This is a genomic window from Fertoeibacter niger, from assembly GCF_009380135.2.
Taxonomy (GTDB): domain Bacteria; phylum Pseudomonadota; class Alphaproteobacteria; order Rhodobacterales; family Rhodobacteraceae; genus Fertoeibacter; species Fertoeibacter niger.
The window spans coordinates 17,326-40,114 of the sequence record NZ_WHUT02000013.1; the positions used below are offsets into that span (position 1 = coordinate 17,326).

The 22,789-nt window shown below is 65.8% G+C and carries 20 protein-coding genes; 7 read left to right on the plus strand and 13 right to left on the minus strand.

Annotated elements, in window-relative coordinates; all coding sequences use genetic code 11:
• Positions 1-2: 2 nt before the first annotated feature.
• From GEU84_RS17740 to GEU84_RS17770, 7 genes are read right to left on the minus strand one after another with little or no spacing between them, the layout of a single operon-like run.
• The gene (locus tag GEU84_RS17740; protein WP_152828409.1) at positions 3-1,103 is read right to left on the minus strand and encodes a polyamine ABC transporter substrate-binding protein; all 1,101 of its coding nucleotides are present in this window, start codon (positions 1,101-1,103) and stop codon (positions 3-5) included.
• Positions 1,104-1,152: 49 nt separating this feature from the next.
• A complete protein-coding gene (locus tag GEU84_RS17745) occupies positions 1,153-2,379 on the minus strand; it encodes an aromatic ring-hydroxylating oxygenase subunit alpha (protein WP_152828410.1) in 1,227 nt (408 codons plus the stop codon).
• Positions 2,366-3,478 carry an aromatic ring-hydroxylating oxygenase subunit alpha gene (locus GEU84_RS17750; RefSeq protein WP_152828411.1) on the minus strand — a complete coding sequence of 371 codons (1,113 nt, stop codon included), beginning with the start codon at positions 3,476-3,478 and terminating at the stop codon, positions 2,366-2,368. Before GEU84_RS17750 ends, GEU84_RS17745 begins: the two co-directional genes overlap by 14 nt.
• A complete protein-coding gene (locus GEU84_RS17755; RefSeq protein ID WP_152828412.1) occupies positions 3,478-4,656 on the minus strand; it encodes an aminomethyl transferase family protein in 1,179 nt (392 codons plus the stop codon). Before GEU84_RS17755 ends, GEU84_RS17750 begins: the two co-directional genes overlap by 1 nt.
• Entirely contained in the window at positions 4,653-6,191 is a 1,539-nt protein-coding gene (locus tag GEU84_RS17760; protein ID WP_152828413.1) for a phytoene desaturase family protein, read from the minus strand. The genes GEU84_RS17755 and GEU84_RS17760 overlap by 4 nt, the downstream gene beginning before the upstream one ends.
• The gene (locus GEU84_RS17765; RefSeq protein ID WP_152828414.1) at positions 6,178-7,791 is read right to left on the minus strand and encodes a phytoene desaturase family protein; all 1,614 of its coding nucleotides are present in this window, start codon (positions 7,789-7,791) and stop codon (positions 6,178-6,180) included. The genes GEU84_RS17760 and GEU84_RS17765 overlap by 14 nt, the downstream gene beginning before the upstream one ends.
• Entirely contained in the window at positions 7,788-9,125 is a 1,338-nt protein-coding gene (locus GEU84_RS17770; RefSeq protein ID WP_152828415.1) for an aspartate aminotransferase family protein, read from the minus strand. Before GEU84_RS17770 ends, GEU84_RS17765 begins: the two co-directional genes overlap by 4 nt.
• Before the next feature lie 185 nt (positions 9,126-9,310).
• On the opposite strand from GEU84_RS17770, the gene GEU84_RS17775 reads away from it, so the two are divergent.
• Positions 9,311-9,979 (plus strand): TetR family transcriptional regulator C-terminal domain-containing protein, encoded by a 669-nt coding sequence (locus GEU84_RS17775; protein ID WP_152828416.1) that lies wholly within the window; start codon positions 9,311-9,313, stop codon positions 9,977-9,979.
• On the opposite strand, the gene GEU84_RS17780 is transcribed toward GEU84_RS17775, so the two are convergent.
• Positions 9,980-10,747, minus strand: coding sequence for an NYN domain-containing protein (locus GEU84_RS17780; protein ID WP_174539969.1), 768 nt, complete (start codon positions 10,745-10,747; stop codon positions 9,980-9,982).
• Between the two features lie 212 nt (positions 10,748-10,959).
• On the opposite strand from GEU84_RS17780, the gene GEU84_RS17785 reads away from it, so the two are divergent.
• Entirely contained in the window at positions 10,960-12,114 is a 1,155-nt protein-coding gene (locus tag GEU84_RS17785; protein ID WP_152828418.1) for an aromatic ring-hydroxylating oxygenase subunit alpha, read from the plus strand.
• A gap of 140 nt (positions 12,115-12,254) precedes the next feature.
• On the plus strand, positions 12,255-12,998 hold the full coding sequence (locus GEU84_RS17790) for a sirohydrochlorin chelatase family protein (RefSeq protein WP_174539970.1): 744 nt from the start codon (positions 12,255-12,257) through the stop codon (positions 12,996-12,998).
• A 34-nt stretch (positions 12,999-13,032) separates the two neighbouring features.
• On the opposite strand, the gene GEU84_RS17795 is transcribed toward GEU84_RS17790, so the two are convergent.
• The 5 genes from GEU84_RS17795 to GEU84_RS17815 all read right to left on the minus strand — a co-directional run bounded on the left by GEU84_RS17795 (position 13,033) and on the right by GEU84_RS17815 (position 19,450).
• Positions 13,033-14,427 carry a glutamine synthetase family protein gene (locus GEU84_RS17795; protein ID WP_152828419.1) on the minus strand — a complete coding sequence of 465 codons (1,395 nt, stop codon included), beginning with the start codon at positions 14,425-14,427 and terminating at the stop codon, positions 13,033-13,035.
• Between the two features lie 28 nt (positions 14,428-14,455).
• A complete protein-coding gene (locus tag GEU84_RS17800) occupies positions 14,456-15,844 on the minus strand; it encodes an aspartate aminotransferase family protein (protein WP_152828420.1) in 1,389 nt (462 codons plus the stop codon).
• Between the two features lie 197 nt (positions 15,845-16,041).
• Positions 16,042-17,604 carry a 5-guanidino-2-oxopentanoate decarboxylase gene (locus GEU84_RS17805; RefSeq protein ID WP_152828421.1) on the minus strand — a complete coding sequence of 521 codons (1,563 nt, stop codon included), beginning with the start codon at positions 17,602-17,604 and terminating at the stop codon, positions 16,042-16,044.
• On the minus strand, positions 17,601-18,800 hold the full coding sequence (locus tag GEU84_RS17810) for a pyridoxal phosphate-dependent aminotransferase (protein ID WP_152828422.1): 1,200 nt from the start codon (positions 18,798-18,800) through the stop codon (positions 17,601-17,603). The genes GEU84_RS17805 and GEU84_RS17810 overlap by 4 nt, the downstream gene beginning before the upstream one ends.
• Complete coding sequence (locus tag GEU84_RS17815) at positions 18,797-19,450, minus strand: TetR family transcriptional regulator C-terminal domain-containing protein (RefSeq protein ID WP_174539971.1); 654 nt, start codon at positions 19,448-19,450, stop codon at positions 18,797-18,799. Before GEU84_RS17815 ends, GEU84_RS17810 begins: the two co-directional genes overlap by 4 nt.
• A gap of 77 nt (positions 19,451-19,527) precedes the next feature.
• Between GEU84_RS17815 and GEU84_RS17820 the strand changes: the two genes are divergently transcribed.
• The 4 genes from GEU84_RS17820 (at position 19,528) to GEU84_RS17835 (ending at position 22,764) form a co-directional block, all read left to right on the plus strand.
• Positions 19,528-20,316 carry an ABC transporter ATP-binding protein gene (locus GEU84_RS17820; protein WP_152828423.1) on the plus strand — a complete coding sequence of 263 codons (789 nt, stop codon included), beginning with the start codon at positions 19,528-19,530 and terminating at the stop codon, positions 20,314-20,316.
• A 63-nt stretch (positions 20,317-20,379) separates the two neighbouring features.
• Positions 20,380-21,150 (plus strand): transporter substrate-binding domain-containing protein, encoded by a 771-nt coding sequence (locus GEU84_RS17825; protein WP_152828424.1) that lies wholly within the window; start codon positions 20,380-20,382, stop codon positions 21,148-21,150.
• 15 nt (positions 21,151-21,165) lie between these two features.
• Complete coding sequence (locus GEU84_RS17830) at positions 21,166-21,909, plus strand: ABC transporter permease (protein ID WP_152828425.1); 744 nt, start codon at positions 21,166-21,168, stop codon at positions 21,907-21,909.
• 87 nt (positions 21,910-21,996) lie between these two features.
• A complete protein-coding gene (locus tag GEU84_RS17835) occupies positions 21,997-22,764 on the plus strand; it encodes an ABC transporter permease (protein ID WP_152828426.1) in 768 nt (255 codons plus the stop codon).
• The last annotated feature ends 25 nt before the right edge of the window (positions 22,765-22,789 follow it).

The window sequence follows — 22,789 nt, forward strand, 5'->3', positions numbered from 1 at the left end:
CCTCAGCCCGCCTTGATCGTGGTCCAGGCCCGGGTCATCGCGCGTTCCTGCTCATCGCTCCAGGGTTTTGGTGCCCACATCCGCGCTGTGGTTTCCGCATTGGGGTAAACCGCCGGGTCATTGAAGATCGCCGGGTCCACCAGCGCATTCGCCGCCTTGTTGGCATTGGCATAGCCGGTGAAATTGGTGCAGGCCGCAATCACCTCGGGGCGCAGCAGATAGTCGATGAAGGCATAGGCATTTGCCAGATTTGGCGCGTCGCTGGGGATCGACATCACGTCAAACCACGCTGGAGCCCCGGTTTTCGGCACGAAATAGGCCAGGTTCATTTCAATTCCCGCCTCGGTGGCCCGCGCCTTGGCCACGGCATAGTCGCCCGACCAGTTGTTGACCACACAGACCTCTCCGTTCGGGATGGCGTTCAGGTAGTTGGAATTGTCAAAGGTCAGGATATGTTCGCGGATCGGCGCAAAGGCAGCAATCACCTTATCATAATCCGCCAGATCGGTCGTGTCGCCGTCCAGCCCCAGATATTTCAGCACCATCAGCATGATGTCGGTCGGGCTGTCGAGGATCGAGATCCCGCAATCGGCCAGTTTCGCCGCATTTTCCGGCTTGAAGATCAGATCAAGGCTTTCCAGATCGGCATCGGGTATGCGTTCCTTCACCATGTCCACGTTGAAGGTCAGCCCCACCGACCCCCACATGTAGGGCACCGAATGGGCCACACCGGCATCCCACCCCTCCATCACCGCCAGGATAGCCGGGTCAAGGTTGGCCCAACCGGTCAGCTTGCTGCGGTCCAGTTTCTGATAGACGCCAGCGGTGATCATCTGCGGCTGGCTGATGCCCGCGGTAAAGCACACGTCGTAACCCGTTGATCCGGCCAGCATCTTGGCCTGCATCTCTTCGGATGACGCATAAGTGTCATAGACCGGGGCGATGCCCGTGGCCGCCTCGAAATCGGCCAGCGTCGTCTCGCCGATGTAATCGGCCCAGTTGTAGACGTTCACCGTTCCCGCCTGCGCCCAAGACGGGCGCACATAGGGCAGGGCCAGCGCCCCCCCGAGGGCGGTCAGCGTATGGCGGCGGGTCAGCTTCATGGCATGGCTCCTCTGTGGGGTTCAGATCTGGGCGGCGGTCATGTTTCTGTCATGTTAAGCCCGATCGCGCGGCATCCTTAAGCAATTTTTCGTTGAGGCTGGCCATTTCACCTTCGGGTGGTGCGTCCTCCAGCCGGGTCACGGGCAACACTTGGCGCAACTGGTCGTGATGCGCGCGCACGCCATGTTCCAGGTCGGACAAATGGAAGCCCTCAAACGCCGATGAGGCCATGGATTCGTTGGACCAGACGATCAGTTGCTGGTCTTCGGCCGAGGTCTCGCGGTCGATCCGGTAGGCCAGATGCCGCGCGGCACGCATCGCGCGGTCTTCTTGCGGGTGGCGGTAAAGGCGGCCCGTCAGCCGAGTCTGGCCCGCCGACAGCGGAATGTCCTGATAGAACATCACCGATTCCGGGGTAAAGGCGATGACCGTATTTGGGAACAACCCGTAGTAATTCCACGCCTTTTGCAGATGTGCCGGCAGCCAGGCCTGCAGCGGGGCCAGTTTGACATAATGTTTCACCGACCAGCGCCGCCCCGGCTGGTCGCCGAATTCCGCCGTCGAATGCGACAGGCCATCGGGCAAGGTCATGTCGCGGTAGCTGCGGCCATACAGGTCTTGCAACGCCGGATGCGCCATGGCGACGTGATAGCCTTCGTTGTCCACATCGCGCACCGATTTCCAGTTGACGGGCAGCGTTGTGGACCAGTCGGGCACCTGCACCGGCAAGACACCCGCCGTCCGGTAGCCCCTGAAATCGGCATCGAAGGGGGCCAGCCAGACTGCCACATCCGGCTGCGGGCCGGGGGCAAAGCGCAGGAACAAAAACCCGTGCCAGATCTGCATCTCGATGGGTTTCAGCCCGAAATCGGCCCGGTCCATCGCGCCAAAACTCTCGGGCCGTGCCGCGCCGCGCAACGTGCCGTCCAGATTGTAGACCCAGCCATGGAACGGGCAGACCAGCGCGCCCTTGCACTGGCCCTGTGCGCCATCCACCACCCGCGCGCCCCGGTGACGGCAAAGATTGTGAAACGCGCGCAATGTGCCGTCGCGCCCCCGGATCACCATCGCGCGCTCGCCCAGCAGATCGAAGGTCAGCCAGTCGCCCACCGCAGGCAAGTCACTGGCATGGCCTGCCAGTTGCCAATGGGTCAGGAACAATTGCCGCCGTTCAAGATCGAACAATGCGGCTGAGCGGTAGGTCCAGGCGGGCAGGCCACGGCGATCCGCGCCTTCGGGAATTTCATGGAGTTTTGCTGTATTATGGGCGGTCATTGATGTGCCCCGGTTCAAGGCGCGACAGCACCCAGTGGTGGAAGTTGTGAATATCGAACTCTTGCGGCATAAGCCGCCCCGTTCGGTGGCGTGAGGATCGCAAACCCCGCTGGTTCATCTCGCAGGCCCGCGCATCCTGCGTCAACACGGTGGTGGCGAAGTCTGTGACTGCGGCCAGATCGAACCCGGGCTGCGCCAGGGTTTCCGGCAGGAACAGCCATTCGGCGGTCAGGCGCGTGGTCTCCGGCCCCAGCGGCACCAGCGACACCGCGCGGGCGTGGTCCACATGGGCCACGATGAACATCGTAGGGTAAAGCGTCACAAAGTTGTGCCCGCTCGCACGCTCTTGCGCTGTGAGGCGGGGAAACTCCGGCCCGCAGGGCTGGCCCGAGACGGTCCAGGTTGATGTGCCCGCCTTCAGCACCGGGCCATCGGGCGGCGTGGGTGTTTCCGCCGCCGACATCACGCCCTGGCGATACACCGGAACGCGGTCTGACAATTCGGGGTGAATGCCGGGGCAATGCAGGCATTCGTTGTAATTCTCCCAGAAAATCTTCCAGTTGCAGGCCAGGTCCGTGACCATCCGGTGCCCGGTCACCAGATCACGCATCGGCCAGTTGTCCAGCGCATGGGTGCCCGCATCCGGGCAGAAGGGCGGCGTGTCATCGGCAAGACAAAGGTAGAGGAACCCGTTCCAATCCTTTGTCTGCACAGGATAAAGCGCGTGATCCTCGCGCCGGAAATCCGCTGTGGGTGTGGCATGGGCCACCGATACCAGCCGCCCGTCGGTGGCATAGGCCCAGGCATGGTAGGGGCAGGTGATCAGCCGGCCCAACGGGCGATCGGCCTCGGCACAAAGCTCCGCCCCCCGGTGACGGCACGTGTTGTGAAAGGCAGTGACATGACCTGCATCATCCCGGCACAGGATCAGGTTCTGGCCCGCCACCTGCACCCGCCGCATGGTGCCCAAAGCGGTGTCGTTCAGGCGCCCGGCATAGACCCACTCGCGCGCCCAGATGGCAGATTGTTCCGCGCGAAACCAGTCAGCATCGTAATAGGCCCGCGAGGGAAGGGTTTCCGGGCATTGGTCCAGCAGCATCAGAACGCCCCCGGCGGTGTGGCGCGGCGGCGGGCCGGTGCGAAAAACGGCCGTTCCGTGACATGGGCGCGCAGCATCAGCTTGTGATACTGCAATTCGCGCAGCGCGTAGACCTCAACCCACAGCGTATCGCCGGTATGGTGGGGGCGGCGCACCTGCGCCAGCGCGATGTTGCGCTTGGTCGCGGGCGACCACGCGGCGGCGGTAACATGGCCCACCTCGGTCTTGCGGTTGTGGTAGATCAGCGAGCCTTCGGCGCTGACATTGCCTTCGATATCAAGCCCCACCAGCGCCCAGCTGCTGCCCCTGGCCTTTTCCGCCAGCAGGGCGCGCCGCCCGGTGAAATGCCCCTTTTCCCAGTCGATCATCCAGTCCAGCGACAGCTCAAAGGGCGAACGTGCCCGGTCTTCGCGCACCGCCTGATCGGCGGGGATGAAGTCCATGTTGGTGATGATGAACCCCGCCTCGATCCGCGCGAGATTCAGCGCGCTGGTGCCGATGGGGCGGATGCCCCAGGGCGCGCCCGCCCGCATCAGCGCATCCCACAATGGCAGCGCCTGCGCGGGGGTGGCCCAGATTTCATACCCCAGATCGCCGGTGAAGCCTGTGCGCGAGATGGTGATTTCCACACCTTCAAAGCCGAGTTTCGCCATGCGGAAGGGTCTAAGATTGCACATATCGAACCCTGCGGCCTGCAAGACCGCTGCGGAACAAGGCCCTTGCAGCGACAGTGCTGCCACCTCCTCCGTCACTTCGCGCACCTGCACTTCATAGCCCGTGGCCGAGTCGAGCAACCAGGGCAGATGCCGTTCCTGACAGCAGAGCATGAAGTCCTCGGCCCCGTGGCGGAACAACGTGCCGTCGTCCAGCACCTTGCCCGCATCGTCGCACCAGACGGTGTAATGCACCCCGCCGACCGACAGTTTCGCGGCGTTGCGGATCGTCAGCCGATTCAGATAGGCCGCCGCATCCGGGCCGGTGATGCGGTATTTCACCATCGGGCACAGGTCATACAGCGACGCGCCGTTGCGGATGGCGGTGTATTCCATGGCCTCGTCATCAAAGGCCAGCGCGGTGGTATAGCCCGCCCAGGCGCCCCATTGGTTCAGCCTGTTCAGGGCCGATGTGCGGGGGTGAAACGGGGTCTGCCGCAGGGGCGTGTGAAAATGGTCTTTCATTTCAGCACCTTGATGATGCGATCCGCCGCGTTCCAGCCTGCGGCCCCGGAAATGCCGCCGCCGGGGTGGCTGCCTGCGCCGGCCAGCCACAGGCCGGGCAAGGGCGTGGCGTATTGCGCGGCTTCGGGCAGCGGGCGCAGGAACAGCATCTGTTCCACCGCCAGTTCGCCATGGTGCCAATTGCCGCCCTCCATGCCGAATTTGGCAGCAATATCATAGGGCATCAGCAGTTCGGCGTGAAGGATCAGGCCGCGCAGACCGGGGGCGTGAGCCTCCAACTGCCGCAGCGCCGCCTCCAGCATCTGCGCACGGGCGGCATCGGGGTTTTCGGGCGCATGGGGGGCGAATTGCACGATGGCAGAAAGGCTGTGGCAGCCGTCGGGTGCCATGCCGGTGCCATGCGCCGAGGGCAAGATCACCTCCATCACCGGGGCATCGGGCACTTCGGCGTATTTCACGGCGTTGAAGGCGTTTTCGACCACGCCCACCGAAGGCGCGATGACAAGCCGGGTCGTGGGATCGGCCCCCCGGAAATCCGGCAGGCCCTTCAGGGCAAGGTGCAGTTTCGCCGCACCGCCCCGGCTGCGGATATGCCCGGTGCGGGTGAAGAAACCGGCATCCAGATGCTGCGGTCCGACAAGCCGCTGAAACGTCACGCGCGGGTTGATGGCCGAGATCACCAGCGGGGCGTGCAATTCCTCGCCCGTGTCCAGCATAACACCCGAGGCGGCATCGCCTGTCACCAGCACCCGCGCCACCTTTGCGCCACACCGCAACGCGACCCCCGCCGCGGTGGCCGCGCGGGTCATCGCACCCGCCACCGCCCCCATGCCGCCCTGTGGCACCGCCAGCGCGCCTTGCGCGCCCGCCAGCCGGTTCAGAAGCAATATCAGAGAGTTGGGCGAACGCGGCCCCAGCCAGGCGCCCAAGGTGGCATCAAAGGCCAACGCGCCGCGCAGGCGGTCGTCGGTCAGGTCATCCTCCAGCACATCGGCCACGTTGATCAGGATCATCCGCAGGAATTCGCGGAATTCCTCTTTGCCCAAGGCGCGCACGCCAAGCCCCAGCTTTGCCAGCCGCAGGGTGTCATTGCCCGCGCGGCGGGCGATGCGGGGCGGGGCCATGGCGTTGAACGGGGCCAGAACGCGTGCGAAGGCCAGAAGCCGCGATCGCAGCGCGGCCCATGCGGCGCGGTCAGCTTCGGACAGGCCCGGGGCATGCGCGCCGAACGGGCCGTCCAGCCTCAGGTGGTCGCCGGTCGCGGACAGGGCGGTGGTGGCGAGGTTGGTCGTGGCATAGCCAAGGCCATGGCGGGCCAGATCCATCCCCTGCACCACGCGCGGATCGAGGTTCAACACCAGATGCGCCAGCCCCGACACGCGGTAGCCGGGGGCAAATTCCACCGTAGAGGCCCCGCCACCCATCGCGGGCGCAGCCTCGAGCACCGTCACGCGACGGCCAGAAGCGGCAAGGCGCGCGGCGCAGGCCAACCCGTTGGTGCCGCCACCGATGATGATCGCATCACAGGACGGCATAGGCATCGCTCATGTCAGACCCCAGCCGCGCCTCGCGCAACACTTCGGCGGCGGCGTTGCGGCCCGGTGCCCCCATCACGCCACCGCCGGGGTGGGTGGATGATCCGCACATCCACAAGTCCTTGATCGGGCTGCGGTATTGCGCATATCCCGGCACGGGGCGGTTGAACAAAAGCTGGTCGAACGTCAGCTCGCCCTGAAAGATGTTGCCTTCGGTCAGGCCCACCTCGGCCTCCAGCTCTCGCGGGGTGCGCACCTCCATGTGCAGGATCAGGTCTTTGAAGCCGGGGGCGTAGGTTTCGATCTGGTTTATGCAGGTCTGGCCAAAGGCGTCACGGTCGGCATCGGTCCATTCCGCGCCCGCAATCCTTGGCGGGGCATATTGCACGAAGCACGACATGAAATGCTTGCCCGGCGGGGTCATCGTCGGGTCGATCATCGTGGGGATCATCACATCCTGAAACGGGTCGCGGCTGAACCGGCCGGATTTCCAGTCGTCATAGGCGCGTTCCATCCGTTCGATGCTGTCAGTGAAATGCAGGTCGCCGCGATACATCGGCGCGCCATCGGGCAGGGCGGTGAAGCGTGGGGCGGCATCCAGCGCGATGTTCAGCTTGCCGGATGAGCCGCGCGTCTTGAAATTGCGGACCTTTTTCACGAAACCGGCGGGAAGCTGGGCCTCGTCCACATGTTTCAGGAAGGTGCGTTTCACATCCATGTTGGAAATCACGCGGTGGCCCAGCACCTCGTCCCCGCCTTCCAGCACCACGCCCTTGGCCTGACCGCCCGCCACAAGGATACGCTCCACCCCCTTGCCCGCGCGGATCTCGCCACCGGCGGCGGCAAAAGATGCCCCCAGCGCGCGTGAAATCGACCCCATGCCGCCGCGCGCAAAGCCCCAGGCGCCCACATTGCCATCCACATCGCCCATGTAGTGATGTAGCAGCACATAGGCCGAACCGGGTGACATCGGCCCCAGCGCCGTGCCGATAATGGCAGAGACGGCGAGATAGGCCTTGATGACCGGGTTTTCGAAGTATTCGTCCAGATAGTCGGAAATGCTCATCGTCCAGAACCGGATCATCTCGTAAATCCGGGTTTCCGACAAGTCGAACATCTGCCGCCCCAGAAACGCAAGTTCCGACAGGTCTCGCGGGCGAAAACTGCTGGGGTCCGGCGGGGTGCGCATCAGCAGCGGGCGGATGAAGCGGCAATGGCGCAGGATGTCGCGCGAATAGCGGTCATAAGCCTCGGCATCGCGGGGGGAATGGCGGGCGAATTCGCGGCGGTTGGCATCATGGTCGCGGAACATCGCCAGATAGCCGCCGTCGCGGGTCAGAACCGCGCCGCCCTCATATGGCAGGATTTGCAGGCCGTGTTTCGGCAGTTCCAGATCGCGCATGATCTCGGGCCGGAACAGCGACGAGACGTAGGAGCAGTTGGAATAGGTGAAGCCGGGGTATAATTCGCGGCTGACAGCCGCCCCGCCGATCCAGTCGTTCTTTTCGACGATGCACACCTTCATGCCCGCCCGCGCAAGATAGGCCCCGGTGACAAGCCCGTTGTGGCCCGCGCCGATGATGACCGCATCGTAGATCATTGGGCCGCCTGCACCTGTTCCAGTGTCAGATCGACGGCGGTTTCCACGGCTTTCAGCGTGTCGGACAGGCAGGCGGCGTCATGCGCCTCACAGATGAACCACGGTTCGCGTGAATCAGGTTCACAGATGATGCACAGGTCATGCAGATGATGCGCCATCGTGTCGTAGAAGGTGTAGTCCGACAATTTCCAGTCGCGGTAATTGTCGGGGGCATGTGGCGCAAAGAACAGGCCGAACATGCTGGAATGCCCGGTAAAGCTATGCACGATGCCACGGCGTGTCAGGATGTCTGAAAGACCGGATTTCAGGGCCTCGCCATAGCTGGCGATCGTGGCCAGCGCCGGGGTTTCATCCAGAATGCGCAGGCATTCCTCGGCTGCCGCCAAAGACACGGAATGCGCGGTATAGGTGCCGCCATGCGCCGCCCCGCCATAGCGGAAGGTGCGCATCACCTCTTCCCGCCCGGCAATCGCGGCGATGGGATAGCCGTTGGCCATCGCCTTGGCGAAGGTGGCAATGTCGGGCACCACGCCATGCAGCGATTGCACCCCGCCCTTGGCAACGCGGAAGCCGGTTTTCACCTCGTCGATGATCAGCAGCACGCCATACTGGTCGCACAGGCTGCGGGCCAGCCGCACGAATTCGGTCGTGGCCGAGATGCCACAGCAATTGCCCTGAATCGGTTCGATCAGCATCGCCGCCAGCGAGCTGCCGTGGCGCTTGAACACATCCTCCAGCTTTTGCGGGTCATTCATCGGCGTCAGATGCGCCAGAGCCTTCAGATCCTGCGGGATGCCTTTGGAATAGCTGACAACTTCGGGGTCAAGGTTGCCACCCGGCTGCCAGTCTTCGACATTCACCATCCACATCGCTGCGTCGAACAGGCCGTGATACGACCCTTCGATCAGCAGATAGCTTTCGCGCCCGGTATGCGCGCGGGCCAGCCGCAGCGCCCCCATCACCGCCTCGGTGCCCGAGTTGGAAAAGCGCACAAGGTCCATCCCCGGCACCATGTTGCAGATGCGGTCGGCCACCGCCAGTTCGCGCTCGGTGGAAAGGGCGAATACGCCGCCCACATTCATGCCGCGCATGGCCGCAGCATCCACCCGCGCATCGGCATAGCCCAGTATCGCCGGGCCATAGCCCAGCCGGTAATCGACATAGGCATTGCCGTCGATGTCCCAGAACCGCCCGCCCTTGCCGTGATCGACATAGATCGTGCGGTCATCGCCCCAGTAGCGGAAGGTCGATGCCACGCCCAAGGGCAGGCGCTGCACCGCGCGGCGGTAATGGGCGTTGGAACGGGTCAGGTCACGCGGGGGGGCTTTGGTCATCGCAGGCTTTCCGGGCAGGTCTGCCCTTTTCGCGGCCGCCGCGCCGGGCGGGTGGGGATGGCTCAGGATGGGTTTGTATTGACTGGTCTGTCAATCAGAATTTTTGACCCCGTTCGATTTCCCCCTTTTCCCCCGCCCGCTTTCGCCTAAATAGGGGTGATCCCCCGCCGGGGCAGGAGAGCGCCGTGACCGAAACCATTGCCCAGCAGGCCCTTTCCGCCGAACCGCCGCCACCGCCGCGCAAACTGAGCCGCGAGGCGCGGCGCACACAGCTTATCGAGGCGACCATCGAAACGCTGGCCACACGCGGCTATGCCCGCACCACGCTGACCGAGGTGGCCCAGCAGGCGGGCCTGTCGCATGGGCTGGTGAATTTCCACTTTCAGACCAAAGAGGGGCTGCTGACCGAGACCCTGCTGTATCTGGCCGAGGAATACCGCCAGAACTGGCTGGCCGCGCTGGAGGCCGCACCGAAAGACCCCGCCAGCCAGCTTGACGCGCTGCTGCGTGCCGATTTCAACCCGGCGATCTGCACGCCCGCGCGGCTTTCTGCCTGGTGCAGTTTCTGGGGCGAGGCGCAAAGCCGCCCGATGTATCAGGAACGCTGCGGGTCGAACGACGAGGATTACAACCGCCGGCTGGAAGCCATCTGCGCCGCCCTGCTGGCCGAGGGCGGCTATCCCGGCAATCCCGCCCGCATCGCCCGCGTCCTGCGCGTGACCATCGAGGGGGTGTGGCTGGACCTGATGACAATGAACCACCCCTATAGCCACACCGAGGCGCAGGCCACGGTCTATGCCTGCGCGACGGCGTTTTTTCCGGGGCATTTCGGTGAGGATGGGTTGCTGGTGTGATCAGACCCGGCTGTCGGTTGCAAATCCGGTAGGAATGAAACGCACACGGCCTTCGCTTCCCTTGCCATCCACGGCGAACATGGGTTGTCGGGCCAGCAGGTAGTCTCGCCAAGTGGCTGCACCCAGGCGGGTCGGTTTCAGCCCCTGTTCGCGGGCCTTCGCCTCCAGATGCGAAAGCAGAACGCCCTGACCTTTCTGGCTGCCCGCCGCGATGATGCGGCGCAGCGCTTCATCAACGGAAATTGCCGTCTGCGGCGGAAAGACGGTTGATCCATTGGGCAGCGCCTTGGTTGGCGCAATGGGCGGGGTTACGGGCGCCGGTGGCAGTTTTGCTTTTGGCACCAGCGGGGTAAACCGCGTGCAGGCTTGTCGGAAACTGTCGGGGGTCTTTTCCTCGCCCATGCCGATGACGCACAGGCCGCGTTCGCGCAACCGGTGCGCGACATGGGCGAAATCACGGTCGGACGAGGCGATCAGCACAGTGTCGATGCCGCCGCCAAAGGCCAGTTCCATCGCGTCGATGGCCAGCAGCAGGTCGGTCGCATTCTTGCCCGTGCCGGAATGGATCAGGCGGAAACCCGGTTGCGCATCCCATGCCGGAATGGCTTTGGCGTTGCCATAGACGCGGATGATGTCGGCCCGCCCCTCGCCCCGCGCTGTTGCCAGAATGCATGCAGCATGATCCGCCGCCAGATTCTCGCCATCGACCAGCACCGCCACGCGGCGTTGGCTGGTTGTCACATCGGCAAACCGCAAGTCGTCTTTCATCAACACACCACTTTGGCAATTTCCGCAGGCTTGCAGGGAAATGTGGCCGTCCTGAGGCGGGATGCGCCGGATTTTTCGTCGCTTGTATGGAAAAGCCTCTGCCATGGGGGTTGCGGCATCTGTAGGCTTGACAGACTCGGGTTGCGGGTAAAATCATATGCAGACAAATGATATTCCACCGCCTCCCAGCCGCCCCCTTCAGCGAGGATGCCATGACACGCCATTCCCCCGACCTGACCCCGCCCGGCGCGACACCGCTTGATGAATTGCGTGCCAATGTCGGCGTGCCGTTCGCTCAGGCGCGGGCGATGCCGAAATCGGTCTATACCTCGGCGGAGTTTCTGGAGCTGGAGATGCGCCACATCTTTGCGCAGGACTGGCTGTGTGCGGGGCGGGCCGATGCGTTGCCGAACCCCGGTGATTACCTGACGATGGATATCTCGGGTGAGCCGGTGATCGTGCTGCGCGACCGCGAGGGGGCGTTGCGCGCCATGTCAAACGTCTGCCGCCACCGCATGTCCACCCTGCTGGAGGGGCGGGGCAATGTGCGGTCGATCGTCTGCCCCTATCACGCCTGGACCTACAATCTGGACGGATCCCTGCGCGGGGCCCCCGCCATGGCGCTGAATGAGTCGTTCTGCAAGGAACAGACCGGCCTGCCGCAGGTGCGCTGCACCGAATGGCTGGGCTGGATCATGGTCACGCTGAACCCCGGTGCCGCCCCGCCGCAGGAAAAGCTGGCCGAGGTGGAGGCGCTGGTGGGCAAGTTCCATATGGAGAATTACGTTGAGGCGTTTCGCGAGCAGTTCCGCTGGGGCACCAACTGGAAGGTGCTGGCCGAGAATTTCATGGAAAGCTATCATCTGCCGGTCTGCCATGCGGCCACCATCGGCGGCACGGTGGACCTGCTGAAGATGACCTGCCCCGAAGGCCTGCCCGCCTTCAACTATCACTATATCATCAAGAATGATGCGCTGGATCTGACGCTGGCCCATCCCACCAACACGGTGCTGGAAGGCGAGGAGCGGCGCACCACGTGGCTGATCTCGGTCTATCCCTCGCTGCTGATCACGCTCAGCCCCGGCTATTTCTGGTATCTGTGCCTGACGCCTGACGGTCCGGGCCATGTGAACGTGCTGTTCGGCGGCGGGCTGGCACCGGAATTCGTGGCCGACCCGAAAGCGGCGGAACATTTCGCCCGGCTGAAGGCGCTGCTGGATGATGTGAATGTCGAGGACAAGGGCTGTGTCGAGCGGGTCTATCGCGGGCTGTGTGCGGGGATGTCGGAACCCGGGCCGCTGTCGCATCTGGAGCGGCCGAATTTCGATTTTGCACGGTATATTGCGGGGATGATGCCGGGGCAGTGATCTGAAAGGCTGCTGCCTTCGCCAATGGCGGAAGCGGGGGTTTCACACCCCCGCACCCCCGTGGGATATTTTGAGACAGAAAATGCAGAAGGGCGGATCACGGGCTTTGCATCGGGCTGTTGCCGCAGTAGTTACTGCCGATGATGCATCCTGCCGCCTTGATCGTGACCCATGGCCAGCCGTCCGACCCCGCTCCGGCGGAGGCGGAACTGGCGTTGCTGGCGGCGCGGGTGGCGGGGCATCTGCCGGGCTGGCAGGTGGGGTCGGCCACGCTGGCAGGGCCGGGGGCGCTGGCGGCTGCGGTCGCGCAGTTGGGGCCTGCGGGTCTGGTTTACCCGCTGTTCATGGCCTGTGGGTGGTTTACCCGCACGCATCTGCCCGCGCGGCTGGCCGGGGCCGGGGGGGCGGGCTGGCACATCCTGCCGCCGTTTGGCTGTGATGCGGGGGTGCAGGCGCTGGCGGTGACAATCGTGCAGGAGTCGGCGGCGGCGCGGGGGCTGGCCCCGGCGGATACATCGGTGCTGCTGGCCGCGCACGGGTCGTTCCGCAGCCCGGCCCCGGCGCAGATCGCGGATGCCGTGGCGGCGCGCATCGCGGCGGCGGGGTTTGGCCGGGCCGAGGCGGCGTTCATCGACCAGTCGCCGCAGATTGCCGGGGCGGTGGGTTTTGGCGCGGCCTCGCTGTGCCTGCCGTTCTTTGCCGCCGGGGGCGCGCATGTGAGTGATGACATTCCGCAGGCGTTGGCCGCCTGTGGGTTTGGCGGGCACCTGCTGCCCCCGGTCGGGCGGGACAGCCGCGTGCCGGGCCTGATTGCCCGTGCGCTGCAGGACAGGCAGGAAAACCCGGCGCTGGCCTGTGCGGGGACGGTCTGCGCCGCTGGCTGACGGCCAGCGCCCGCAGCTCCCGAACAGCCTCTTGTCAGACGGTGTGCAGATAGAGGTCGAAATCCACCTCTGACACGGTGCGCGCCACGCGTGCATATTCCGCAGCCTTGATCGCGGTGAAGGTGCGGTGCATGTCATCGCCCAGGGCGTTGCGCAGAAAGGCCGAGCCCTGCGCGGCCACGATGGCGCTGCGCCAGTCCACCGGGATGGGCGGGGCATCCTGCGCATCGGTATAGCCGTTGCCGGTGGTTTCCGGCCCGGGGTCCAGCCGCGCGGCCAGGCCGTGCCGGATGCCCGCCAGCACGGTCGCGCCCACCAGATAGGGGTTGGCATCCACCCCGGCGGGGCGGTGTTCGATCCGCCGCGCCCTGATGTCACCGGCCGGTATGCGCAGCGCGACTGACCGGTTGTTGACGCCCCAGGTGGGCGACACCGGTGCATAGCTTTGCGCGGCAAAGCGCCGCCAGGAATTCGCATGCGGGGCAAAGACCAGCATCGATTCGCCCATCGTGGCGCGCAAGCCGCCGATGGCATGCAGGATCGGGGCGGAATATTCCCCCTCCACCGCCTCGACAAAGATGTTGGTGCCGCCCGCGTCCAGCATCGACACATGCAGATGCATGCCCGATCCGGCATAAGCCTCCACCGGTTTGGCCATGAAACAGGCGGTCACGCCATGGGCGCGGGCCTGCGCCCGCACGATGCGTTTCAGCCGGATCAGGTCATCGGCGGCCTGCATCATGTCGGTGCGGTAGTTCAGTGTCAGCTCATACTGGCCCGGGGCATATTCCGAAATCAGCGTTTCCGCCGTGATCCCGGCTTTGGCCGCCCCCGCGTAGATGTCGGAGAACAGCGGCAGCATGCCATGCAGGTGATCGACGGAATAAACCTCGGTCTTGTGGCTTGCACGCCCGTCCAGCACATCGCGGGCGGGCTGCACGCGGCCATCGGGGCCGCGTTCATTGTCCAGCAGGAAGAATTCGAGTTCGAACGCGCCCGCTGGATAAACGCCTTCGGCCGCCAGGGCATCGACCTGCCGTTGCAGGGCATGGCGCGGGTCGGATGTCATGGGGCGGCCAGCGAGGTCGTAAAGGCTCATCAGCACCTCGCCGCGCGGCGGGGTGGTGCCATGCAGCGGCACAAGGCTGCCGGGGATCGGCCAGGCGCGCAGGTCGCCATCGCCTTGATCCCAGATCAGGCCGGTTTCGTGCACATCCTCGCCGCAGATATCCAGCCCCATGATCGAGATCGGCAGATGCCGCCCGTTCTTGTAGAACCCCGCCAGTTCATGCCGCCGGATGATCTTGCCGCGCCCGATGCCATTGGCGTCATGCAGCACAAGGTCGAAGGCCTCGATCTGGGGATGGGCGGCAAGAAAGGCTTCGGCTTCGGCAAGGGTGGAGCCGGAGGGGCTGGGATATGCGGTCATGGGGTCTCGTGGGAAAAAAAGGGCGGGGTCAGGCGAAAAGCTCGGTCAGCACCTCGTCAAAGGCGGCGACAAGCCGGTCGATCTGGCGTTTGCGGGTGGCGGGGCTGACCAGCATCATGTTGTGGAACGGCGCGATCAGGCAGCCCCGGTTCAACAGCGCCACATGCAGCGCGGCCTCCAGCTGCGGCTGATGCGCTGCTGCCGCCTCGGTGCCGTTGCGCAAGGGCGATGGCGCACAGATGAATTCCACCCGCGCGCCCACACGCACCACATGCCAGGGCGCGCGATGCGCCTTGATCACGCGGGAAAGGCCGGCGGCCAGGCGCGAGGCCCCCACCTCCATCCGCGCATGGTTGTCTTGTGTCATCACCTCGGCCAAAGTGGCGACAAGGCAGGCGAATTGCATCGGGTTGGCCGAGAGCGTGGTGCCCATGCCGGAGTGGCCCGAGGCGCGGTTGGCATTCACCGCGACATAGCGGTCTGCCAGTTCCGGGCGCAGGCCCCAGACCGCTGTGGGCATGCCGCCCGCAACGCATTTGCCCACGACAAGAATGTCGGGGTCCAGATCATGCACCTTTGTATAGCCGCCATGGCCGGACGACAGCGTATGCGTCTCGTCGATGATCAGGAGCGCGCCATGCTGCGTCGCCAGCCGCCTGAGCCCCGCGTGGAAACCGGCATCCGGCAGCACCATGCAGGAATTTGTCATGACCGGCTCGGTCAGGATCGCCGCGACATCGCCCTGCGCCAGCGCCGCAGCAACCCCTGCCAGATCGTTGAACTCTACCGCCACCGCGCCTGCCGTCAGATCGGCGAACTGGCCCAGCAGGCCGGGGCGGTTGACGGTCTGGCCATCCACCAGCGCCACCATCGTGTCGTCCACCGTGCCGTGATAGCAGCCGTTGAACACCAGCACCTTTGGCCGCCCTGTCACCGCCCGCGCCACGCGCAGCGCGAAACGGTTGGCATCGGTGGCGGTGGTGGCGACCTGCCAGCGGAAATCGCCGAAGGTGGCGGTCAGCAGGCGGCCCGCCTCCAGCGCCGCCGGGCTGGGCAGCATGTAGGTCAGCCCCAGCCGCGCCTGCCGCCGGATGGCCCTGGCCACCGGCTCGGGTGAATGGCCGAACATGCTGCCGGTGTCGCCAAGGCAGAAATCGTCAATCTCGATGCCGTCGATATCGGTGATCGTGGCCCCTTCGGCCCCGGCAACCAGCATGGGAAAGGGCATCGGCCAATCTTTCATCCAGTGCATCGGCACGGCGTCGACAAAGGCCCCGGCCCCTGCCGCCAGTGCGGCCCTGGTGCGGGGCCGGGCAGCGGCAAAGCGTTTGGCCTCGCGCGCGGCCAGCTTTTCCAGCCGGTCACGGGCCACCCCGGCGATACGGTTGGCAGCAGCGGGGGTCTGGCGTTGCGGCATCGGGGCACCTGTCGGTTTGGCAAGGCGTTATCCGATGTAAGCGAACAAAACGGAAGATGCGGCAGGCGAAATGCGCAATAATCAGGCGAGGAATCGGCGCCGTTCTGCCGAAAACCCGCTTTCATCCTGGCCCAGGCATCCCCGCCCGGGGGCGGCAACGCCTGCCGGTTGCGCCACAGCCGCCCGGTTAGCGCCGGTCATTCCACCCGGATCTCGATCAGCCGGGGGCCGGTCTGCGGCATGGACAGGGCGGCGCGCAGCGCATCCGCGTTGGGCAGGATGCTGGCGAAGGGCAGATCGCAGGCCGCTGCAAAAGGCTCCATCCGCAGGGGCGAGGGCGAGCAGCCCAACACCTCGGTCCCCGCCGCCTGCATCGCTTCGGCAATCTCGCGAAAGCCCGCGTTGTTCCAGACAAGGAAGGTGATCGCCAGCCCCTCATCCACCGCCGTGCGCAATTCGCCGGGGCTGAACTGCAAGCCGCCATCGCCGATCAGGCAGACCACCGGCACGCCGGGGGCTGCCAGTGCCGCGCCCACCGCGGCCCCCGGGCCAAAGCCCAGGGCACCATAGCCGGTGGCCGCGTTGAACCAGCCGCCGGGGCGGTCGTGGTCGTAATGCAGGTTCCCGGCATAGACCGGCTGCGTGCTGTCGCCCACGATGATCGCACCGGGCAGCGCATCGCGCAGCGTGTTCAGCAGCGCCACCTGAGCCTGCATCGGCGGCGAGAGTTCCGCCCATGCCGCCGCCCGTGCCTGCGCCGCCCGCGCGGTCCCGTCGCCCTGGGCCTGCGGCACGGCGGGCAGCAAAGCTGCCAGTGCCGCCCCCGCATCGGCCCGCAATGTGACCGCCGCCGGGTGCCGGGACAGTTGATCGCCGCAGATGTCGATGCGGATCATCGCGGCCATGTCGGGCAGGCCGCCCTTCACATACATGTCGTAATCGGTCTGGCCGAATTCTGTGCCCACGGCCAACAGCGCGTCGGCCCCGGCGATCAGCGCACGCACGGCGTCAAGGCTGGGGCTGGCGGGCACGGCCAGCGGATGGCCATGCATCAGCCCGCGCGCGTTGGTGGTCTGCACTACCGGCGCATCCAGCCGTTCGGCCAGCGCCAGCAATTCAGGGCCTGCCCGCCGCGCGCCGCCCCCCGCCAGAATGACCGGGCGTTGCGCGCCGGCCAACCGGCGCGACGCCTCGGCCAGTCTGGCCGGATCGGGGGCGGGGGCCGCAGGCATGGCCTGCGCAGCCGGCGGGGCACAGGGCAGGGGCATCACATCGGTCGGCACCTCCAGATGCACCGGGCCGGGGCGGCCGGTTTCGAGCGCGGCAAAGGCCGCGTCCAGCGCACCCTCCAACGCCTCCGGCCCCGTGACCTGAAGCGTGGGGCAAAGCGCCGCCACCATCCCTGCCTGATCGGGCAGTTCGTGCAGCAGCCCCAGACCCCGGCCCAACGAATCCCGCCGGTTCACGCCGGAAATCACCAGCAGCGGTATCGAATCCGCCCGCGCCTGCGCCATCGCCGTCAGCGCATTGGTCAGCCCCGGCCCGGTGATGACAAAGGCCACGCCGGGCTTGCCCGATACGCGGGCATAACCATCGGCCATGAAGACCGCGCCCTGTTCGTGCCGCGCCGTGACATGGCGGATGCCCGATCCGGGCAGGCCGCGATAAAGCTCGATCGTATGCACGCCCGGGATGCCGAACACCACCTCGACACCCCGGGCCACAAGGCCCTGCACCAGCGCCTGCCCGACCGTGATCATGCGTTCACCGCGCGGGCTTGCGTGGTTGAAGCCTGCACATGCGCCACGATCCGGTCGCACGCGGCGTCGATCAGCGCATCGGGTTGGGTCAGCGCGACGCGCACCCAGCCGTGCAGCGCCGCTCCGAAGGATTCCCCCGGCATGACCGCCACGCCCGCCTGTTCCAGCAGATCCATGGCAAAGCTGCTGCTGTCCAGCCCGGTGCCGCGCACGTCGATCAGCGCGAACATGCCCGCTTCGGGGCGATGCACCCGCAGGCCCGCCACGCCATCCAGCCGCCGCACCAGCAGGTCGGCCCGGGCGGCAAAGCGCGCACACATGCCGGGGGCCACGGGCGACGGAACCGCTACCGCCGCCGCCGTCATGTCGGCGATGAAGGGCTGGTTGCCGAACAGCATGGTTTCCGACAAGGGCAGCAGGTGCTGGCAGAATTCGGCCGGGGCCACGCACCACCCTGACCGGAACCCGGGCGCGGCGTGGGATTTCGAGATGGATGACGCCACGATGACCCTTTCGGCCAGGGCCGGATCATCCAGAGGCGAGGCAAAGGCCACACCTTCAAACACCAGATCCTCATACACCTCGTCGCAGACAATCCACAGGTCATGCGCCACGGCCAGTTGCCCGATGGCGGCAATGTCGGCCCGCGTCAGCACCGCGCCGGTCGGGTTGTGCGGCGAGTTCAGGAAGATCACCCGGCTGCGCGGCGTGATGCGTGCCGCCACATCGGCGGCCTGCATGCGAAACCCGTGTTCCGGGCGCAGCGGCACGGGCACCATGGCAGCCCCGGTGGCGGCGATCACGCCCTCATAAGTGGCATACATCGGGTCGCCCATCAGCACCTCGTCACCCGCCTGCACCAGCCCGGTCAGCACGGCGTAAAGCACGGTCTGCGTGCCGGGAAAGCACATGATCTGGTCAGCCCCGATCTGCCGCCCCCGCCGCGCGGAATACCGTGCAGCCAGTGCCGCCACCAGCGCAGGCTCGCCCCGCCCGTTGGAATAACCGGTGCGCCCGGCGCGCATGCCTGCCGCCGCCACTTCGGTCAGGGCCGCAGGCGTGGGCACATCAGGCTCGCCGATAGTCAGTTCGATCACGTCGCGGCCAGCGGCGGCCAGCGCGCGGGCACGGGCATGGATCGCCCATTTCGCCCCGCCAAGCCCCGACAGGCGGGTTGTGATGTCGGCATATCTCATGGCATGTCCTTTGCGGTTTCCGGCGGCAGGGCAGCCACCAGATCAAGTTCCAGCAGCGCGCCCACGGCGCCCAGCCCGATACGTTCCAGCTCGCCCGGGCCAAAGGCCTCGGGCAGCGCGCCACCCTCCAGCCACAGCCCGTCGATCACGGCGTTGCAGGCGATGGCCTGCGCGCGCAATGTGGCGGGGTCGGCGGGGCGGGGCAGGGCGGCGATCAGGCCCTGCAACAGATCACGGTAGCCCAGATAATGCGCGCGGTGCACCTCGCGCATCGCGGGGTCGCGCTGCACAAGGTGCAGGAACCCGGCCCAGATGCTCAGCGCCGCAGGGTCAACCACCGGCGGGCGCAGCGATGCCGCCACGAACACCGCCAGCCGCGCCGCAGGATCGGCGGGCGCTGCGGCCAGCACCGCGCTGCTGTCGGCGATCATGCGCTGCATCACTGACGCATAGGCGGCACGTGTCAGGTCTTCCTTGGTCTCGAAATAATGCCGGATCAGGCCCGGCGTCACGCCCGCCCGGTCGGCAATGGCGCGCACCGTGGCCGCAGGCGCGCCGCCCTCGGCCACCAGATCGAGTGCCGAGGAAATCAGCGCCTCGCGCCGCCGTTCCTCGCCCTCGCGCACATATTTCCGCCGCTCGCCGGTCACGCCGACCCCCGTGAATTATACGCTTGCATAATTGCAAACCGCTTGTCTTACTGCAATCAGATTGTGACGGAGCCCGGATGCCAGCCACCGCCCGACAGCCCGCAAGCCACCCGCGCCCCGAGGCGATACGCATCGAGGGGCTGCGCAAATCCTTTGGCCCGCTGGAGGTGCTGAAAGGCGTGTCGCTGCGGGCCTGCGAGGGCGATGTGGTGGCGATCATCGGCGGCTCCGGTTCGGGCAAATCGACGATGCTGCGCTGCATAAACTTTCTGGAGACGCCCAGTTCCGGCAGGATCGTGATCGGCGGCGAGGAGATTGCCCTGCGCGCCGATGGCACCCCGGCCAGCCGCAAACAGATCGAAAAGGCGCGGCAAAGCCTGGGCATGGTATTCCAGCAGTTCAACCTGTGGACGCACAAGACCATTCTGGAAAACCTTATCGAGGTGCCGGTTCATGTGCTGGGCACGCCGAAGGCCGATGCCGTGGCGCGGGCGCGCAAGCTCTTGGCGCGGGTGGGGCTGGCGGAAAAGGAAAGCGCCTATCCCGCGTTCCTGTCGGGCGGCCAGCAGCAGCGCGCGGCCATCGCCCGGGCGCTTGCGATCGAGCCCCGCGCCATGCTGTTCGACGAACCCACCTCTGCGCTGGACCCCGAACTGGTGGGCGAGGTTCTGGGTGTCATCCGCGATCTGGCCGCCGAGGGGCGCACAATGATCCTGGTGACGCATGAGATGAAATTCGCGCGCGAGGTGGCGTCGCATGTGATCTACCTCCACAATGGCGTGGTCGAGGAAGAAGGCCCGCCTGATGCCCTGTTCGGCAGCCCGAAATCCGACCGGCTGAAACAATTCCTGAAATCCGTCGCCTGACGCCAACATACCGGGATCACCCGGAACCCAAAACAAGCCACGTCCAACAGAGAAGAGTATATCATGAAGAAAATCGCCCTCACACTGGCCGCATCGCTGCTGTTCAGCACCGCCGCTCTGGCTGATCCGATCAAGGTCGGCGTTGCCGCAGAACCCTATCCGCCCTTCGCCGCCCCCGATGCCTCGGGCAATTTCACGGGGTGGGAGGTGGACATGATCAACGCCGTCTGCGCCGCCGCCGCACTGGAATGCGTGGTCACGCCCGTGGCCTGGGATGGCATCATCCCCTCGCTGACGTCTGGGCAGATCGACGCCATCATGGCCTCGATGTCGATCACCGCCGAGCGGATGGAAACCATCGACTTCTCGGACAAATACTACAACACCCCCACTGTGGTCGCAGCCGCCAAGGGCGCGGGCATCGCGCCGACCCCCGAAGGCCTGGCGGGCAAGATCATCGGCGTGCAGGTATCCACCGTGCACGAGGCCTACGCGCAAAAGCATTTCGCGGCCACGGCGGCCGAGATCAAGATTTACCAGACGCAGGATGAGGCCAATCAGGATCTGGTCGCGGGCCGGATTGATGCGACACAGGCCGACAGCATCGCGCTGGATGCCTTCCTCACCTCTGAAGCCGGGATGGCCTGCTGCGAAAGCATGGGCGCGGTGGCCGATGACCCGGAGGTGCTGGGTCTGGGCGTGGGCGTGGGCCTGCGCAAGGGCGACGAGGAACTGAAGGCCAAGTTCAACGAGGGCATCGCCAAGGTGATCGCCGACGGCACCTATGAGGCGATCAGCAAGCCCTATTTCGCCTCGTCGATCTACGGCGGCTGACACCCTGTGCTGGGCATGACCGGGGCGCTTGCCCTTGGCTCGACGCTGGATCTTCTGGCCTATTCGCCCCCCGGTTGGGGGGCGAACCTGCTGCGGGGTCTGTGGAACTCGGTGCTGATCGCGCTGGGGGCCTTTGGTCTGGGGCTGGTGATCGGCACGGCGGGGGCTTACGGCAAGCTTTACGGCGGGCCGGTCACGCGCGATTTGCTGGCGGTCTACACCACGGTTGTCAGGGCGGTGCCGGAACTGGTGCTGATCCTGATCCTGTATTTCGCCGTCACGGATGTGGTGAACCAGTTGCTTGTGGCCTGGGGGCAAAGCCGCATCCAGATTTCCGGCGTGGCGGCGGGGATCACCGTGCTGGGCGTGGTGCAGGGCGCCTATGCCACCGAGGTGCTGCGCGGGGCCATTCTGGCGGTGCCTGCGGGCCAGATCGAGGCGGCACGGGCCATGGGCATGCCGCCCTTCCTGCTGGCGCGGCGCATCACCTTGCCCGCGATGCTGTCTTTTGCCATTCCGGGGCTGGCGAACCTGTGGCTGGTGGCGACGAAGGATACCGCGCTGCTGGCGGTGGTGGGCTTTGGCGAGCTGACCCAGGAGACCCGGCAGGCGGCAGGCACGACCAAGGCGTTCTTCACCTTTTTCCTGGCCGCCGGGGTGCTGTATCTGGCGCTGTCGCTGGTATCGGGCGTGATCTTTGGCCGTATCGAGAAATGGGCACGGCGCGGTCAGCCGAATGTGGGGGGAAGCGGGCGATGAACGACCGGCGCGACCCAAAAATTTTCCATAAAATTTTTCAAGGATTTTGGAAAATCCTTGCAGCGCACCGTCAGACAGGCTGCGCCCATGTCTAGGGTCGCGCCGCACCGCATCATCCTTGGCGGCATCGCTCTGGCCATCGTGGTCTGGTGCGTTTTTGCCCTGCGCTGGGACTGGCTGCCGAAATACCTGCCGCTGATCGGGCAGGGCATCTGGCGCACGGTCTGGATACTGGCTGTCACCACCGCGCTGGGGTTTCTTCTGTCGATCCCGCTGGGTTTGGCGCAGGCGGCGGGGCCGTGGTATCTGGCCGCACCGGCCCGTGTGTTCTGTTCGGTGATCCGGGGCACGCCGCTGCTGCTGCAACTGTGGCTGCTGTATTTCGGTCTGGGGTCACTGTTTCCCCAATTTCCGTGGATCCGGGAAAGCGATCTCTGGCCCTACCTGCGGCAGGCCTGGCCCTATGCTGTGGTGGCGCTGACGCTCAGCTTTGCGGGCTATGAGGGCGAGGTGATGCGCGGTGCGTTCCGGTCGGTGCCGCGCGGGCAACTGGAGGCGGCGCGTGCCATGGGCATGCCGCGTTTCACCATCCTGCGCCGCATCTGGCTGCCGCAGGCCATCCAGCGCGCCCTGCCCACGCTGGGGGGCGAGACGGTGCTGCAACTGAAGGCCACACCGCTGGTGGCCACGATCACGGTGGTCGATATCTATGCCGTGGCGTCCCGGGTGCGGCAGGACACGTTCATCGTCTATGAACCGCTGCTGCTGCTGGCGGTGGTTTACATGATCATCACCGGGGTGATCGTGCTGGCTTTCCGCCAGCTGGAACGGCGGCTTCCCAGCCGGGTGGCCTGAGCCTGACGCTGCAACACCGCAGCGC